Annotated in this window: 16 protein-coding genes; 12 read left to right on the forward strand and 4 right to left on the reverse strand. The window is 43.5% G+C overall.

Annotation, left to right across the window (positions count from 1 at the left end; all coding sequences use genetic code 11):
• Positions 1-94 precede the first annotated feature (94 nt).
• Positions 95-532, reverse strand: a complete 438-nt coding sequence (locus tag VKA52_RS08585; protein WP_160916976.1) for a ferritin-like domain-containing protein — start codon at positions 530-532, stop codon at positions 95-97.
• 252 nt (positions 533-784) lie between these two features.
• Here VKA52_RS08585 and liaF point away from each other — a divergent pair, with 252 nt between their 5' ends.
• The 5 genes from liaF (at position 785) to VKA52_RS08610 (ending at position 4,309) form a co-directional block, all read left to right on the forward strand.
• A complete protein-coding gene (gene liaF / locus VKA52_RS08590; protein ID WP_160916978.1) occupies positions 785-1,540 on the forward strand; it encodes a cell wall-active antibiotics response protein LiaF in 756 nt (251 codons plus the stop codon).
• A 43-nt stretch (positions 1,541-1,583) separates the two neighbouring features.
• A complete protein-coding gene (locus VKA52_RS08595) occupies positions 1,584-2,618 on the forward strand; it encodes a sensor histidine kinase (RefSeq protein WP_326315140.1) in 1,035 nt (344 codons plus the stop codon).
• Complete coding sequence (locus VKA52_RS08600) at positions 2,615-3,241, forward strand: response regulator transcription factor (protein ID WP_326315142.1); 627 nt, start codon at positions 2,615-2,617, stop codon at positions 3,239-3,241. The genes VKA52_RS08595 and VKA52_RS08600 overlap by 4 nt, the downstream gene beginning before the upstream one ends.
• Positions 3,242-3,392: 151 nt before the next feature.
• Positions 3,393-3,818 carry a disulfide oxidoreductase gene (locus VKA52_RS08605; protein WP_206947984.1) on the forward strand — a complete coding sequence of 142 codons (426 nt, stop codon included), beginning with the start codon at positions 3,393-3,395 and terminating at the stop codon, positions 3,816-3,818.
• Positions 3,815-4,309: a thioredoxin family protein gene (locus tag VKA52_RS08610; protein ID WP_326315144.1), complete on the forward strand. Its 495-nt coding sequence runs from the start codon at positions 3,815-3,817 to the stop codon at positions 4,307-4,309. Before VKA52_RS08605 ends, VKA52_RS08610 begins: the two co-directional genes overlap by 4 nt.
• A 38-nt stretch (positions 4,310-4,347) precedes the next feature.
• Here VKA52_RS08610 and VKA52_RS08615 read toward each other — a convergent pair whose 3' ends face one another.
• On the reverse strand, positions 4,348-4,854 hold the full coding sequence (locus VKA52_RS08615; protein WP_326315145.1) for an antibiotic biosynthesis monooxygenase family protein: 507 nt from the start codon (positions 4,852-4,854) through the stop codon (positions 4,348-4,350).
• Between the two features lie 94 nt (positions 4,855-4,948).
• On the opposite strand from VKA52_RS08615, the gene VKA52_RS08620 reads away from it, so the two are divergent.
• The 4 genes from VKA52_RS08620 to hemY all read left to right on the forward strand — a co-directional run bounded on the left by VKA52_RS08620 (position 4,949) and on the right by hemY (position 10,622).
• Positions 4,949-7,099, forward strand: a complete 2,151-nt coding sequence (locus VKA52_RS08620; protein WP_326315147.1) for a transglycosylase domain-containing protein — start codon at positions 4,949-4,951, stop codon at positions 7,097-7,099.
• Between the two features lie 107 nt (positions 7,100-7,206).
• Positions 7,207-8,244: a uroporphyrinogen decarboxylase gene (gene hemE / locus VKA52_RS08625; protein WP_160916990.1), complete on the forward strand. Its 1,038-nt coding sequence runs from the start codon at positions 7,207-7,209 to the stop codon at positions 8,242-8,244.
• Positions 8,245-8,278: 34 nt separating this feature from the next.
• On the forward strand, positions 8,279-9,208 hold the full coding sequence (gene hemH, locus VKA52_RS08630) for a ferrochelatase (RefSeq protein WP_326315149.1): 930 nt from the start codon (positions 8,279-8,281) through the stop codon (positions 9,206-9,208).
• A 7-nt stretch (positions 9,209-9,215) separates the two neighbouring features.
• A complete protein-coding gene (gene hemY, locus VKA52_RS08635) occupies positions 9,216-10,622 on the forward strand; it encodes a protoporphyrinogen oxidase (protein ID WP_326315151.1) in 1,407 nt (468 codons plus the stop codon).
• A gap of 78 nt (positions 10,623-10,700) precedes the next feature.
• Here the strand turns inward: hemY and VKA52_RS08640 are convergent, their stop codons facing one another.
• Positions 10,701-11,669 (reverse strand): nucleoside hydrolase, encoded by a 969-nt coding sequence (locus VKA52_RS08640; protein ID WP_326315153.1) that lies wholly within the window; start codon positions 11,667-11,669, stop codon positions 10,701-10,703.
• 164 nt (positions 11,670-11,833) lie between these two features.
• Between VKA52_RS08640 and VKA52_RS08645 the strand changes: the two genes are divergently transcribed.
• The 3 genes from VKA52_RS08645 (at position 11,834) to VKA52_RS08655 (ending at position 14,775) form a co-directional block, all read left to right on the forward strand.
• The gene (locus VKA52_RS08645; protein ID WP_160916998.1) at positions 11,834-12,850 is read left to right on the forward strand and encodes a LacI family DNA-binding transcriptional regulator; all 1,017 of its coding nucleotides are present in this window, start codon (positions 11,834-11,836) and stop codon (positions 12,848-12,850) included.
• A gap of 622 nt (positions 12,851-13,472) precedes the next feature.
• Positions 13,473-14,228 (forward strand): enoyl-CoA hydratase/isomerase family protein, encoded by a 756-nt coding sequence (locus tag VKA52_RS08650; RefSeq protein WP_160913020.1) that lies wholly within the window; start codon positions 13,473-13,475, stop codon positions 14,226-14,228.
• Positions 14,229-14,292: 64 nt separating this feature from the next.
• Positions 14,293-14,775, forward strand: a complete 483-nt coding sequence (locus VKA52_RS08655; RefSeq protein WP_146818688.1) for an RsfA family transcriptional regulator — start codon at positions 14,293-14,295, stop codon at positions 14,773-14,775.
• 91 nt (positions 14,776-14,866) lie between these two features.
• On the opposite strand, the gene VKA52_RS08660 is transcribed toward VKA52_RS08655, so the two are convergent.
• A complete protein-coding gene (locus VKA52_RS08660; RefSeq protein WP_442788832.1) occupies positions 14,867-15,343 on the reverse strand; it encodes an N-acetyltransferase in 477 nt (158 codons plus the stop codon).
• Positions 15,344-15,363 lie beyond the last annotated feature (20 nt).

Genomic DNA, 15,363 nt, shown 5'->3' on the forward strand with positions numbered 1-15,363 from the left:
TTTTATAAATTGTAATATACATTCAGAATATTCTCAAATGTGTGCCATTCAGCGGAAAAGAAAAACCCCCTGCTTTGGACAGGGGGTGAAAAAGTTAATCTTGTAAACGGGAATCTTGTAATAAACGACCGATTTCTTCCATATGACCGGTTTCATCTGCAATCATATCATCAAGTTTTACGGATAATTCGGTTAGTCCGAGTTCCTCTGCTTGTGCTTTACGCTCTTCATACCGCTTAATCGTCTGACGCTCCGCTTCTCGTGCTTCTTCTAACATTGGTCTCACTTCAGTCATCTGTTTGACTTCCGCAGGTGTTGTCGTCGGAGTACCGCCCAGCGTGCTGATTTTTTCAGCTAAATAAAGAGCGTGTCCTTGTTCATCAGTCACTTCACTCTCGAAAAATGGCTTGAGGACAGAACGGTAGAGCCCTGTAACCACAGCTGCATTATTCGTGTACATAATAGAAGCTGCATACTCATGAGCCAAGTCTTCATTGAGTCCATCGATTAAATTTTGCAATTTTTGATCCATACAACAACATCCTTTCTTATTTGCTCTACTTTAGATATTCCCATCACTCTTCGGTTTAAACATTCCTCCGACCAGAGGCGGAGAAAACTCCATTCTCAGGGTTGTTTTACAGGACCGCGGTTACATGTAAGGTTAGATTATACATTCGATTAAGAAGTTTTAGGTATTTACTTTGAACCATTTATGAAAGAAAAGGGAATTCTGAACTTCTGTCGAATGTAATTTACGGAAGGTTAAAAAAGGGTGAGCATTATGAATAATAAAATTTCTCAAATTATCATCGCACTATTATTAGTTGCATTTGGCTTTGTTCTTCTCTTGTCGAATTTGAATATTATTTCCCTGGAAATGAGATGGACGTGGGCCAATATTTATCCGATCATTTTATTAGTGATTGGTCTGAAAACTTGGCTGGACGCGATATTGAAAAAAGGCGGGAGTTGGATCATCGGTTCATTCCTCACCATCTTCAGTACACTCTTATTATTGGATCGACTGGGGATCTTTGAATTCTCTTTTGGTGATGTATGGCAGCTTTGGCCTCTTCTTTTCATATACTTTGGATTCAGTATCTTTTTAGGTAAAAACAAATCTAAAGTGAGAATTGAATATGATTCTAATGGTTCTTCTTCAAACAAACTGAAATCCAAGCATATGATGATTGGAGACCATTCTTTCAATGAGGAGAACTGGAAGGTGGAACCCATGGATTTATGGAACGGAGTTGGTGACTACCGGTTCGATTTCACACGTGCTTTCATTCCGGATGGGGATACGCCGATCGTTGTCCGTGGCTGGGTGGGAGACGTTAAAATGTTGATTCCGAAGCATGTTCCTTATCGAGTAGAAGCGAAGGTGAAGACGGGGGATATCCGTGTCGGGGGCCAGAAAGCTGATGGAATGCATAGAAGTGTGGAATATGAAACCGATGATTATTCGATGGCTACTCGCCGGTTAACCATTGGTGTCGATCTTAAGGTCGGTTCGATTCGAATCGATCAGGTGTGAAAGGCGGGAGAGCATGTTAAAGCACTTGAATAGTATACGTTACATGTATATCCGATCACATCTTTATGGACTTATTTTAAATACGTTTATCCTGCTCAGTATCTTATTATCAATGTATGTGTGGTTTCAGCCGGATTGGTTGAGTGCAGGTGCGATTTTAATGTTTATCCTGCTTTATGTGGTGCTTGGGTTTATTATGTCTCTTTATGCAGGCTTTCGGTCCAGCGGGGATGTTAAACACCGACTGGATTACATATCGATGATGATTACACAGCTTTCGCGAGGGAACTTCAGTAAAAGGATTTATTTTAATGAAAATGATGAGATTGCCGCTGTAGGGGATGAATTGAATGTTCTTGGCGAGAAATTGGAGCAGCAGAAGGATTCGCTTGTAAAGCTTGCCGATGAGAAAAGTGAGCTGGCACGCACGGCTCATAAAGCAGCAACGATTGAAGAGCGGCAGCGACTGGCCCGTGATTTACATGATGCTGTGAGTCAGCAGTTATTTGCCTTGACAATGATGGCACAGGCGACAGAAAAGATTTTCGATCGCCGCCCGGACAAAGCAAAAGAACAGCTTCAGGAAATCACTCAAATGGCTCTTCAGGCGCAAACAGAGATGAGGGCGCTGCTTCTTCACTTAAGGCCCGTTCATTTATCAGGGGAACCACTCGCGGAGGGGATTAAAACTTTAATTGAGGAACTGCGGCAAAAATGTCAGATCGACTTTGATGTCGATATGGAAGATTTAGGAGATCTCCCGACAACCGTAGAAGAGCAGTTGTTCAGGGTCGTACAAGAAGCGCTCTCCAATATATTAAGACATGCCAATGCCTCTGAGGTGAAGGTGGAAGCCACTCATGATCAAAAGGAGATCTTCCTACATATCGCCGATAACGGTGTAGGTTTTGATACAGAGGATAAGAAAGCCAACAAGGCCTCCTATGGATTGAAAACGATGCGGGAACGGTGTGAAGAAATTGGGGGTACTTACTCCTTACGTTCCAGAAAAGGGGAAGGGACACATATTGATGTTCGTGTTCCAGTAAAAGTAAATCAAAAGGGGGAGAAGGAATGATTCGTGTCGTAGTCATAGATGATCACGATGTCGTGCGTAAAGGTGTGATTGCTTATTTAAGTACGGAAGAGGATTTGGACATTGTGGGAGAAGCAAGCAGTGGGTATGAAGGAGCAGCGCTGGTTAAAGATAAAAAACCGGATGTTGTTCTCATGGATTTAATTATGGAAAACGGGACGGGAATTGAAGCGACAGAAGAAATCATGAAAACGGAAACCTGTAAAATTATCATTTTGACGAGTTATTACGATGATGAGAAGGTTTTTCCTGCGCTTGAAGCAGGTGCGTTCAGTTATATGCTGAAAACATCTTCAGCTGATGAAATAGCTGATGCCATCCGCAAAGCTGCTCTCGGTCAAAATGTGATTGAGCCGAAAGTCGCTACAAAAATGATGACCCGTTTCCGTCAAGACCGAAAACTGCATGAAGAGCTTACAAAACGTGAACTTGAAGTGTTGAAATGCGTGGGGGAAGGGATGACGAACCAGGAAATCAGTGATGCGCTCTATATCGGAATTAAAACTGTGAAAACCCATGTCAGTAACATTCTAAGTAAACTTGAGGTTCAGGACCGCACCCAGGCTGCTGTTTATGCCCACCGGAATGGATTGCTTAAAGGGTGAAGGAAGACCGCTTAAAGGCGGTTTTTTTCTTTTTAAACCATCTTTTTTTCATATGAAAATGACAATGGTATGGCGGACTATGAAACTACTTTGTTTTCGAGAGAATACCTAGTATAATGGCATGAGAGAGAGGTAGAAAGGATATAAAATCATGAAAAAAAGTATGGAAACAGCGCTGTTCCTGCTATGGGCAACATCACTTGTTGCTACTGTCGGGAGTCTGTTTTTCTCAGAGGTACTTGGCTATGCGCCCTGCGAGTTGTGCTGGTATCAGAGAATACTGATGTACCCGCTGGTGTTCATTTATGGTACAGCTTTATGGAAAAAGAAATGGGATGTAGCTTTTCCGGGGATCATTATGAGCGGAGTGGGGATCTTCGTTTCTATCTACCATTACATGCTGCAGAAGATTCCGTCGCTTTCAGCAGCAGATACATGTGGCCTCGTTCCTTGTAATGGTCAATACATTAATGTCTTCGGATTTGTGACGATTCCATTTTTAGCAGGCACCGCTTTTATCATCATTTTTATTGTTCATTTATTTGTTGTTGTAAAGAAAGGAAGGAATGACGCATGAAAAAAGGTATGATCATTTTTGCAAGTGCTCTTGTAGTGCTTGTTGTAGTTCTCGTATTTGTTGTGAATTATCAAAACTCAGAAAAAACCGCAGATAACCCGTACGGAAAAGAAAACTTGGATCAGGCAACCATTGATCAGTTGGATGACCCAAACTATCAAAACCAGATCCAGCCGGATGAACTTGAAGAAGAAATTGAGTCAGGGGAAGCGACAACGGTTTACTTTTACAGCCCTACTTGTGTGTATTGTCAACGTACAACCCCAAGAATGATGCCGATTGTGAATGAATATGACCTCGATGTGAAAAAAATGAACTTGAAGGAATTCGAAGATGAATGGGATAAGTACGGGATTGAAGGAACGCCAACACTTATCCATTTTGAAAACGGTGAAGAACAGGCAAGAATTACAGGTGAACAATCGGTTCGCGGATTGGATGATTTCTTCCAGCAGGAAGTCATGGACAGCGAACCCGAACAAAAAGAGTAATAAAAAAGTGAGCGGTTTTTCCGCTCACTTTTCCTATGCTACTTTTCAAGTTCAATCATTTGATATTTTGTAATGTAGGCATCGCCATCAATAAACGATGGCTTCTTCTGGTGCTGAGGACCCGACTTTTTGTGAGCATCATCAAAAGACTTGGAGTTCTTCCAGTCTTCGAAATCTTGTTCACTGCGCCATTGAGTAAGGACAACGTACGTATTGCCTTTTAAAGGGCGAAGGATTCGGATGGCTTGAAAGCCTTCACGATTTTCTACATTTCCCGCTCTTTTTTTGAAGCGGTCCTCAAAAACGGGACGGCCTTCGTCACTGACAGGGATGTTGTTCATCACAACATAGCCCGTGGATTGCATCGTACCGACATGATCGACGGTTTCATAATTGCGTCCTTCTTCAAAAATGGACGTATCTTCCCCTTCATAGTAGGCAACCGTTTTGTCTTGATCCTGCATGTAAAACAAAGATGTTTCAGGGTGTTGTTGACTCAGTTTGGATAAGTAATTCAATGTACCATTGGTCATCGATACTTTCATAGCCGATGTCTCCTTTCCTGCGGTATCTTCAGTTTAGCAAGCAGGGTTCCTTGGTGGCAAGTTTGAAGGATAGAACAGAAAGGATGCACGTAATTTGAACATCAAAGATTTGAAAAAACGCTTACCTTCCTGGTCCGGGCGATTGAAGTGGCCGGCCCTTTTCGTCCTTGCTTTTATAATGATCATAGGAATTGGTTATCTGATCATATTATTCGGAGGTCGTTTTGTCGTAAACGAAAAGGATTTAATTCTTGATGAGATGACCACGGTGGAGACAGCCGAAGGCGAAGTCATTGAACGGATCTATACGAAAAACCGGAAGAACGTATCCATTCAACAAGTTCCCGAACACGTCAAGGATGCGTTCATAAGCATAGAAGACAGCCGCTTCAGAGAACACTCCGGTGTTGATTTCAAAGGGATTATGAGAGCGGTCTATAAAGATATCATCGCCATGGAAAAGGTGGAAGGTGCAAGTACAATTACTCAGCAGCTGGCCAAAAACATTTTCCTCTCGAATGAAAAGACGTGGATGAGAAAAACGAAAGAAGTCATGGCGGCTCTTTACTTGGAGCGCAATTTTTCAAAAGATGAAATTTTAGAGTTGTATTTGAATCGCATTTATTTCGGGGAAGGGACGTATGGCATCGAAGCGGCTTCCCAGCACTATTTTCAAAAAACGGTTTTAGAATTGACGGTTGCTCAAGGTGCTTTACTTGCTGGATTACCTAAGGCACCGAATACTTACTCTCCGTTCGAGAACCCGGATGACGCCAAGCAGAGAAGGAATGTTGTGCTGTCGAGGATGTACGACACAGGAAAAATTGATGCAGCAGTCATGAAGCAAATGCAAGGTTCGACGCTTGCTGTGGAGCAGGGAGAGGAAACGAGTGAAACCTGGTCCAACAGTTATGTGGATCTCGTCATCCATGAAGCAGCGGATAAGTACCATATCTCCCGTGATGAGTTGAAACGTGGTGGGTACCGACTAGTGGTGGAAATGGACCCCAGCATCCAGAAAATAGCTGCAGAAGAGATGAAAAACGGTGAGTTTGTCCCAGGTTCCTCGGAATCAATCGAAGGAGCTCTCACTCTCATGGATCACTCGACAGGTGCGCTTATTGCGGTTGTGGGCGGTCGTGATTTTAAACACGGTGACTTCAACCGTGTCCGGGCGAAGCAGGCTCCTGCCTCCATCATTAAACCATTTGCCGTCTATGGTCCTGCTATGATGACAGGAGATTATGATCCATACAGTCTGTTATCTGATGAAAAGCAGACGTTTGGCACCAATGATTATGCCCCGAATAATTATGATGACCAATATGAAGGCGAAGTCTCCTTGTATCAGGCTTTGATCGATTCGAAGAATGTATCAGCCGTATGGCTACTTGATCAAATTGGTATCTCATATGCCAAAGAATATTTAGAGAAAGCCGGGCTGCCGACAAAAGATGATGGGTTATCCATTGCTCTCGGTGGATTGTCTGATGGTTACACACCTCTGCAAATAACAGAAGCTTATGGTGCACTGGCACAAAACGGAAAAAGACAAGAAAGCTATACCATTTCAAAAATTCTGGATCGAAACGATAACGTGATCCACGAACATGATTCTGAGGAGACAGAAGTATTTAACGCGCAGACGGCTTGGTATTTAACAGAAATCCTTCAGACGACTGTACAGGAAGGGACAGCGAAGGCAGGTGAATACCCTAAGGCATTAGCAGGGAAGACGGGGACTCACCAGGATCAGCACGTGTGGTTTGCCGGATACACACCGGAATACGCGGGATCGCTTTGGATGGGCTACGATCAATCAGGAGAGATTGATGGAAGCAGTGCTTATCCGACTCGCCTCATGAAGCAAATATTGAGAAGGATCGATCAGGAAAAAAATCTAGCTGCAAGTTTTGAACAGCCGGAAGGGGTGAAAAGCCTGCCTGAACCCGTAGACCTTCCCATTTTAACGGATGTAACCGGAAGGCTGAATTTGTCCGGACTTGCTTCATTAAGAGGAACGATTCGTTGGTCCGCCCCTGACGATGAGCGTATCGTTTACCGTATTTTCAGAGAAGAAAACGGAGAAGATGTTAAGGTTGGAGAAGTGACGGGAAAAAGTGAGTTTAAGGTCAGTGCTTTTGGTATCTTCGATCAGACGAGTTACTACGTCGTTCCCGTGGATCCTTTGACAGGGAAGAAGGGGCAGCCTTCCAATACGGTAACCCTTAGCTGGGACCTGTGAAAAATAGCACAAAATCATGACAAATGTTTCATTTTTCTATACAGAAGAACAATAAATCGTTATAGTTGTAAGCGGATAAATGTTGAACGTGAAAAGGAGTTCTGAAGATGAACAAAATTGAAAATGACACGATTTTAAAAGCTTTCCGGGGGGAAGAGACTGACCATACCCCTGTCTGGTTCATGCGTCAGGCTGGGCGGTCGCAGCCGGAATATCGCAAACTGAAAGAAAAGTACTCATTATTTGAAATCACCCATGATCCTGAGCTTTGCGCTTATGTGACACGTCTTCCCGTTGAGCAATATGGCGTCGATGCAGCGATTCTTTACAAAGACATTATGTCTCCACTTCCGGCTATTGGCGTGGACGTAGAAATTAAAAAAGGCATCGGACCGGTCATCCACAATCCAATAAAAACAAAAGCGGATATTGAAAAGCTTGGAACCATCGACCCTGAAGATGATGTGCCTTATGTTATGGATACGATTCGTCTATTAACGAAAGAACAGCTCACGGTTCCATTGATTGGTTTCAGTGGGGCACCTTTCACCCTGGCGAGCTATATGATTGAAGGTGGACCATCAAAAAATTACAATAAAACCAAGTCGCTTATGTACAGGGAACCGATGACATGGTTCGCACTTATGGACAAACTGGCAGACATGGTGGTTGCGTATGTTAAAGCACAAGTCGCAGCAGGGGCCAGTGCCATTCAGATTTTCGACTCTTGGGTTGGTTCTTTGAATGTCGAAGATTATCGTACGTTTATTAAACCAGTGATGCAGCGGATTTTCTCTGAACTGAAAGAGGAAGGTGTACCGCTGATTACTTTCGGTGTAGGAGCGAGACACCTCATTCATGAATGGGACGACCTTCCTGTTGATGTGCTTGGTCTGGATTGGCGTATGTCGATCACAGAAGCAAGAAATGAAGGGATCACAAAGCCACTTCAAGGAAACCTGGATCCATCGATGCTCTTAGCGGACTGGGATACCATTGAGGAAAGAACAAAGAAAATTATTGATGAGGGAAGACAACACCCTGCCCACATTTTCAACCTCGGCCATGGTGTAACACCGGATATCAAACCGGAAACATTGAAGCGGCTGACTCAACTCATCCATGATTATTCCAGGAAATCTTAATGGCGTTTTAAAAAAGATGAAGAGGTGAAGGAACATGGCAAAAAAACAAATGGGTTTATTAGTAATGGCCTATGGGACTCCTTACAAAGAAGAAGATTTAGAGAGATATTACACTCATATCCGACGCGGACGCAAACCATCGGATGAGATGCTGCAGGATCTCCGTGATCGTTATGATGCCATTGGTGGTATTTCTCCACTTGCCCGTATTACAGATGATCAGGCGGAAGCTTTGAAGGATGCATTGAATGAAAAGCAGGACGAGATTGAGTTTAAAGTCTATCTTGGCTTGAAGCATATTGAACCGTTTGTAGAGGATGCGGTTGCACAAATGGCTGAAGACGGGATCGAAGAAGCTGTTTCTATCGTGCTTGCTCCTCATTACTCCACGTACAGCGTGAAATCTTACAATGGTCGTGCCAAAGAGGAAGCCGATAAGCACGGTATTTCTATTCGTTCGGTAGAAAGCTGGTATGATGCGCCCGGCTTTATTGACTATTGGAAAGATGTCATCGAAGCGGAATACGCTAAGATGACGGAAGACGAAAAAGAGAAAGCCTGCCTGGTTGTCTCTGCGCACAGCCTACCGATGAAGATTTTGGAAGGGGGAGACCCTTATCCGGATCAATTGAAAAGAACAGCGGAATTGATTTCAGAAGCTACTGGAATTACACAATATGAAATCGGCTGGCAGAGTGAAGGCAACACACCAGACCCGTGGATCGGCCCGGACGTCCAGGACTTAACGGAAGAGCTTTATCATGAAAAGGGATACCGCAGTTTTGTGTACGCCCCTGTTGGATTTGTATCCGATCACTTGGAAGTCCTCTATGATAATGACTACGAGTGTAAAGTGGTTTGTGATAAAGTTGGAGCTAATTATTATCGCCCGGAAATGCCAAACACTCACCCGAAGTTTATCCACGCACTTGCTGATGTTGTCGTGGATAAAGTGAAAGAGTAGGTCTTTTATGGAAGAGAAAAAGCGTGTCGTGGTCGTAGGTGGAGGAATTTCAGGGTTAACCTCCGCCTACTACTTACAAAAAGAAGCACGGGAAAAAGGCTATTCATTGGATGTTGAATTATTGGAATCCAGCGACCATCTAGGTGGTAAAATCCATACAATACAAAAAGACGGCTTCACGATTGAACGAGGACCGGACTCTTTTCTCGCCCGTAAAGAAAGTGCCGGGCGTCTTGCGGGGGAAGTTGGCCTTGGGGATGAACTCGTCCCGAACGGTACAGGTCAGTCCTACATTTTGGTGAACGGTAAACTTCATAAAATGCCTAGTGGTTCTTTTATGGGGATTCCTACTAGAGTCCGTCCATTCCTTTTCTCAGGGTTATTCACTCCTGTAGGAAAAGCGAGAGCTGCTTTAGACTTGGTTAAGTCCAAAAAAACGGTAGATGGTGATCAGTCACTCGGCTTGTTTTTCCGTCGAAGGCTGGGGAATCAAGTGGTTGAAAACTTGATTGAACCGCTATTGTCTGGTATTTATGCAGGAGATATTGATCGTCTAAGTCTGCAATCCACGTTTCCGAATTTCTATGATCTGGAACAGAAGTACGGAAGTCTCATTAAAGGATTGCGTCAGACGTATCCGATGAAGACGCCGAAAAAAGGGGAAAAGAAACCGAGCATGTTCCGTACATTAAGAAACGGACTTGGTTCTCTTGTTGAAGCGGTCGAAGGAAAGTTGGAACCTGGAACGGTTCAAAAAGGCGTGAAGGTGGACCATATTGAGAAGAAAGCCAATGGCTATCATCTTTTATTAAGTGATGGAACTGTAAAAGAAGCAGAGGTGGTTATATTAGCCGCTCCTCATTTTGCGGTACAGCGCATGCTGTCTCAGTATGACTTCTTAGAGCCATTCAAAGAAACCAATGCTACATCTGTAGCAAACGTCGCCATGGCCTTCGATGCCTCAGCCATTAAAAAGGACATCGACGGGACCGGTTTTGTTGTCTCAAGAAACAGTGATTTCCGGATTACCGCTTGTACATGGACCCATAAAAAATGGCCCCATTCCACACCTGAAGGGAAAGTTCTCCTGAGATGCTATGTTGGGAAACCTTCTGATCAGGAAGTGGTTGATAAAACGGATGAAGAGATTGAAGAAATCGTCTTAAACGATTTGAACAAAACGATGAATATTACGGCCAAACCTGAATTCTCTATTGTCACCCGATGGTATGACGCGATGCCTCAATATACGGTCGGTCATAAACAGAGAGTTGATGAGATTACGGAACGAATGGAGAAAGACCTTCCAGGCGTATACCTTGCAGGTGGTTCCTACAGAGGAATCGGTCTGCCTGATTGCATCGACCAGGGAGAAGCAGCCGTTCAACATGTCATAGATTTTCTCTATCATTAGAAAGGAAGCATTCCCAGGAATGCTTCCTTTTTTCTATCCATTCCTTCTTCAGCAATCGGCCCTATAGTTGGAAAAAACTTATCTGTTGGTCATGATTTTGACAAAGTCCTGGGTGAAAGCTTCTTTATCGAAATCAATAATGATGCTGTGCATAGGGTAGCCCTCAATATAATCTGGAGCAGGTCGGAAGTCAGCTAAAGTTAGCCCTTTAGAAGGGCCTGTCGTATTCACTTTCACCTGTCGTTCTACGACCTTATAATATTCAGGATTCATTAAATAGGAGAAGAGTGTAACGTCATGAAGGGGAGCCCCATCAATTCCTGGAATGATTGATTCATATTGGGTACTGTAGTAATCCATAATAGGAAAAATGATTCTTGAGAAGGGCGTTTCGTTTTGTATCGATACTTTCTTTATTGTATCCAAAGGGATGACAGCCCGATTACTTATATTCAAAGGGACAAAGGTAATATTTTTTCCATGAGCGGCAACGATTTTAGCGGCTTGTGGGTCGCCATACACATTTGCTTCTGCTACCGGGGTGCGATTACCGGGTACAAAGAATGCTCCTCCCATTACGTAGACATTTCCTGTTTTATGAATGTTACTTTCAGCCTGGATAAATGTAAGAGCAAGGGAAGTGAAGCGAGATAGATTGATAATGTTCAAATCCCTCCCATATGTATGCATCAGTTCGTACACCTTATGAAAAGGGTCATGGGCAGGTGTCTGAACGGGTGGGATGATTTCTCCTAGACCGTGGGTTCCATGTATGTCAAAGAAAAACTCTGGATCTGTACCTGTCAGAGGTTTATCCGCTCCTTTGATAATGGGTATATTCGTACGACCAGCCAATTGAAGTAGGTATGCGGTGTTTCTTAAGGCAATTTCCTGACTGACGTTCCCATACTCTGCAACGATGCCAACAACCTCAATTTCCGGATGTAGTAGGGCATACATAATGGCAAAAGCATCATCCACACCAGGATCTGCGATGATCAGAACTTTTCTCAGGTGGATCATCTCCCTATTTTTTCCTATTTTCATTTTATTAAAGGTGCAAGGTCAATATGTATCTTTGATTATCGATTCCAATGTGGGGGTTGGGAGTAAAATCTATCCCAATATATGAAAGGGCTTGCAAGAAAACCGAATGATTAGTATGATTAAAATTGGAAACGTTTTCAAGAAAGCATCAAGGGGGAGTAAGTATGGCTACGATTGAAGATGTAGCGAAACTGGCTGGATTATCGAGGACAACGGTCTCCCGGGTCATCAATGATCAGCCTTACGTGACAGATGAAAAAAGACAGCGAATCATTCAAGCCATGAACGACCTTGGGTATGTCCCGAATTCTTCCGCCCGTCGTCTTCGAAGTCAAAAGACGGAGACCATTGCCGTTCTTTTGCCACGCCTGACGAACCCTTTTTTCGGAAATTTGATAGAGGCGATGGAAGAAAAGGCTTCTGAGTGGGGATATCAAGTAATCGTCTGTCAAACACATGATTCCAAGAAAAAAGAAATGGATTATTTACAATTATTAAAGACGAAGCAAGTAGATGGTGTGATTATGGCTTCTCTTGTAAATGAATGGGAAGATGTTAAGTCCTTTTTAGATTGTGGACCCATTGTCTTTTGCAATGAATATATGGACGATTCCAGCATTCCAATGATTCATATGGATCACAGGCAAGCGTCATACGAAGCGACTCTTCACCTCTTGGAACAGGGATGTAAAAACATATCCTATGTAAGTGGTGGTCCAGAAAGTCACTTGGCCAAAAAACGAAAAGAAGGTTTTACTGAAGCTTTGTGTGAATATGGCCTTACTTTTCAGGAGGAATTAGCGATTGATTGGGCTATCGATGTAAGTGATGGTCAAAAAGTCTTTCATATGATTAAGGACGAGCTGCCACATGTAGACGGTGTGTTTACGGGGAGCGACGAGGTTGCGGCTGGTTTGATTTATGAAGCGACTTCCACATCCGATTGGGTAATTCCGGAGGACTTGGCCGTGGTGGGCTTTGATAATCAGATGATATCTTTATTAATGGTCCCTTCCGTTACAACGGTTGAACAACCCGTAAAGCAAATGGCTGATAAAACGGTGGAGGTTTTAATTCAACAACTTCTGCATCCCGGAGCTCTTGCCCCGCACAGATATGTTTACCCTCATCAGCTGCTTGTAAGAAATTCCACAAAACGAAAAAAACTATCCATCCAGTAGCACGGTCTGCCGGATGGATAGTTTTTTTGTGGGGTTATTTCACTATATGGCAGGATTGTTGAAGACTCAGTTTCGAGACTTTTGTGAGAGTTTAGGGCTCCGGGAAATGGTTAGCTTTCCATGGGGCGGGCGGTGAGCCTCCTCAGGCTACGCCTTCCGGGGTCTCACCTGTCCCACACGTCCCATAGGAGTCTCACCGTTTCCCTCCGCCCTTGACCTTATAAGTGTCTCGAAACCACTTCTGAAAGGGTCAGCTTGAATGGTTGAGGGAAGTCGATGATTAGAACACTTGTATTCATAAGTAATGTTCCAATTCTTCTCTCCTAGGCGGGCATATAGTGCGTAGTATCAAGCATTTGCGTATGCTCAAAGTTAATGTGGTAGAGATTATATCATTCACTTCTCTTAACCATACAAGCTGATTTTTTAGGTAGTAATTTCGAGAAACTTCCTTGGTTAAGGGGCGGAGGGGAATGGCGAGACTCCCGCGGAAAGCGAGTCATTCCCCGCAGCCCCCATCCACTTAACAAAAGTCTCGAAACTGAGTCTTCAACAATCCTGCCATATAGCTGAACAAATTCTATAAATTTTTGGTACATTAGTATTGGAAGGGGTGGAGAAAGTGTCACAATTGATTTTGGTAGAGAAAAAAGAGGGGTATGCGGTTTTAACTTTGAACCGACCGGACAAGATGAATGCCATTTCGAAACAAATGACGAAAGAGTTTTATCAGGCAATTAAAGAGTTGAAAGAAGAAAAGCTGAAATTTTTGGTCGTAACAGGTGCCGGGGATCGCGCTTTTTGTGCAGGGGGAGACTTGCGTGAACTTCATGGCGAAATGAATGCTGAACAAGCATACGCAACGCTGCATCCGATGAAAGAAGTTCTGTATGAACTGGCTACCTTTCCTGTCCCTACGATTGCCGTATTAAACGGACAAGCTAGAGGAGGAGGGTGTGAGATTGCGACGGCATGTGATTTCAGATATGGAACAGAGGGTGCTTCCTTTGGCTTTGTCCAAGCTAATTTAGGCATCATCCCTGGCTGGGGAGGAGGAACACTTTTATATCAGCGGGTAAACAATGACGTAGCGGCCCATTGGCTAATGGATGCTGACATGTACACAGCAAAGCAAGTCTATCGAATCGGATGGTTACATAAGATGATTACGGTAAACTGGAGCGAAGAGATTTTCGCCTCATTTATCAACAAAACCCCGGAACAAATGAAAATTTTTAAAAGGCAGTACATGGATCACATGGATTTCCAAACACTGTCTGAACGTATGGATGGGGAGGTCAGGCAATGCTCCTTGTTATGGGAATCCGATGAGCATAAAGAAGCAGTTCGGAACTTTGAAGCTAAGAGAAAAAGATGAGAAATGCGATTCTATCAATCATTCCTCCTGCATAACTATAAGCAAACGATAGAGGAGGGATGCTATGGATGCCCCAAGACAAGATGCCTGGAAGGACGAGGAAGATCTATTACTGGCAACGACGGTACTGAAACACATTCGTGAAGGGAAGACCCAGTTGGAAGCCTTCCAGGAAGTGGCTGAACAATTGCACAGGACGCCTGCTGCATGTGGGTTCAGATGGAATGCGACTGTAAGGAAAGAATATCAAAAAGAGATCCAGGAAGCGAAAAACAGCCGGAAAGCCACACGAACGATTTATTCATCCTCTAAGTCTTCGGACGACGCACCCATGTCTTTGGATGCCGCCATCTCATTTTTGAAAGAAATGAGATCAAAGCAGTTTGAAGATTATGGGAAAGAAAATTTAGAAACCCAGCTGAAAAAACTCAACGAAGATAATGAGAAGCTTAGAGAAGAATTAAAACAGTGGGAAGCGGCGTGGAATGAAATGGATAAACTTGTTCATTGGGTAAGAGAAAAACGAAAAAGTGAGAGTGGTGTTTGAACGATCTTTTCACCAGCCATTCATATCATTTCCCATCATAAACAAAGGCCCCTACAATATTATGTAGCGGCCTCATTCATATTTTATGCGTTTATGTCTTTTCTTCCACGCCTGAAGGCATCCAAATCAGAGGGTTTTCACCAAGGTCACGTTCTACATCATAATTCGCTTTTTGAAAGCCCATCTTCTCCCAAAATCCATGAGAATTGATTCTTGGATTCGTTTTAATCGGCAAATCAAAGCTTTTAGCAAATTCCACGAGCGCTTTTCCGTAGCCCAGCCCGCGATAGTCTGGAAGAACCTCAAGCTTCCACAGTTCCAGGTAGTCCTGGGAAGGATCAAAATAATGGTCATACTTCGCTTTGACTCTGTACAAACTCATACGGGCAACTAAAGCGCTTCCATAATATACTCCATAAAACGGCGACTCACTGTCGTTTTCCACAATATTGCTCTCTAGATCCTCGAGCATCGCAAGTTCCTGGTTCCCATATTCTTTGAACCGCTTAAATTCCTCAAGTGTCTTATAATTGACCAATAAAGGTTGAACTCTTGTTTTTGTCATCATGAAAGAATCCCCTTTCAAAT

It is taken from the genome of Halobacillus sp. HZG1 (assembly GCF_035818575.1).
Lineage (GTDB): Bacteria > Bacillota > Bacilli > Bacillales > Halobacillaceae > Halobacillus > Halobacillus litoralis.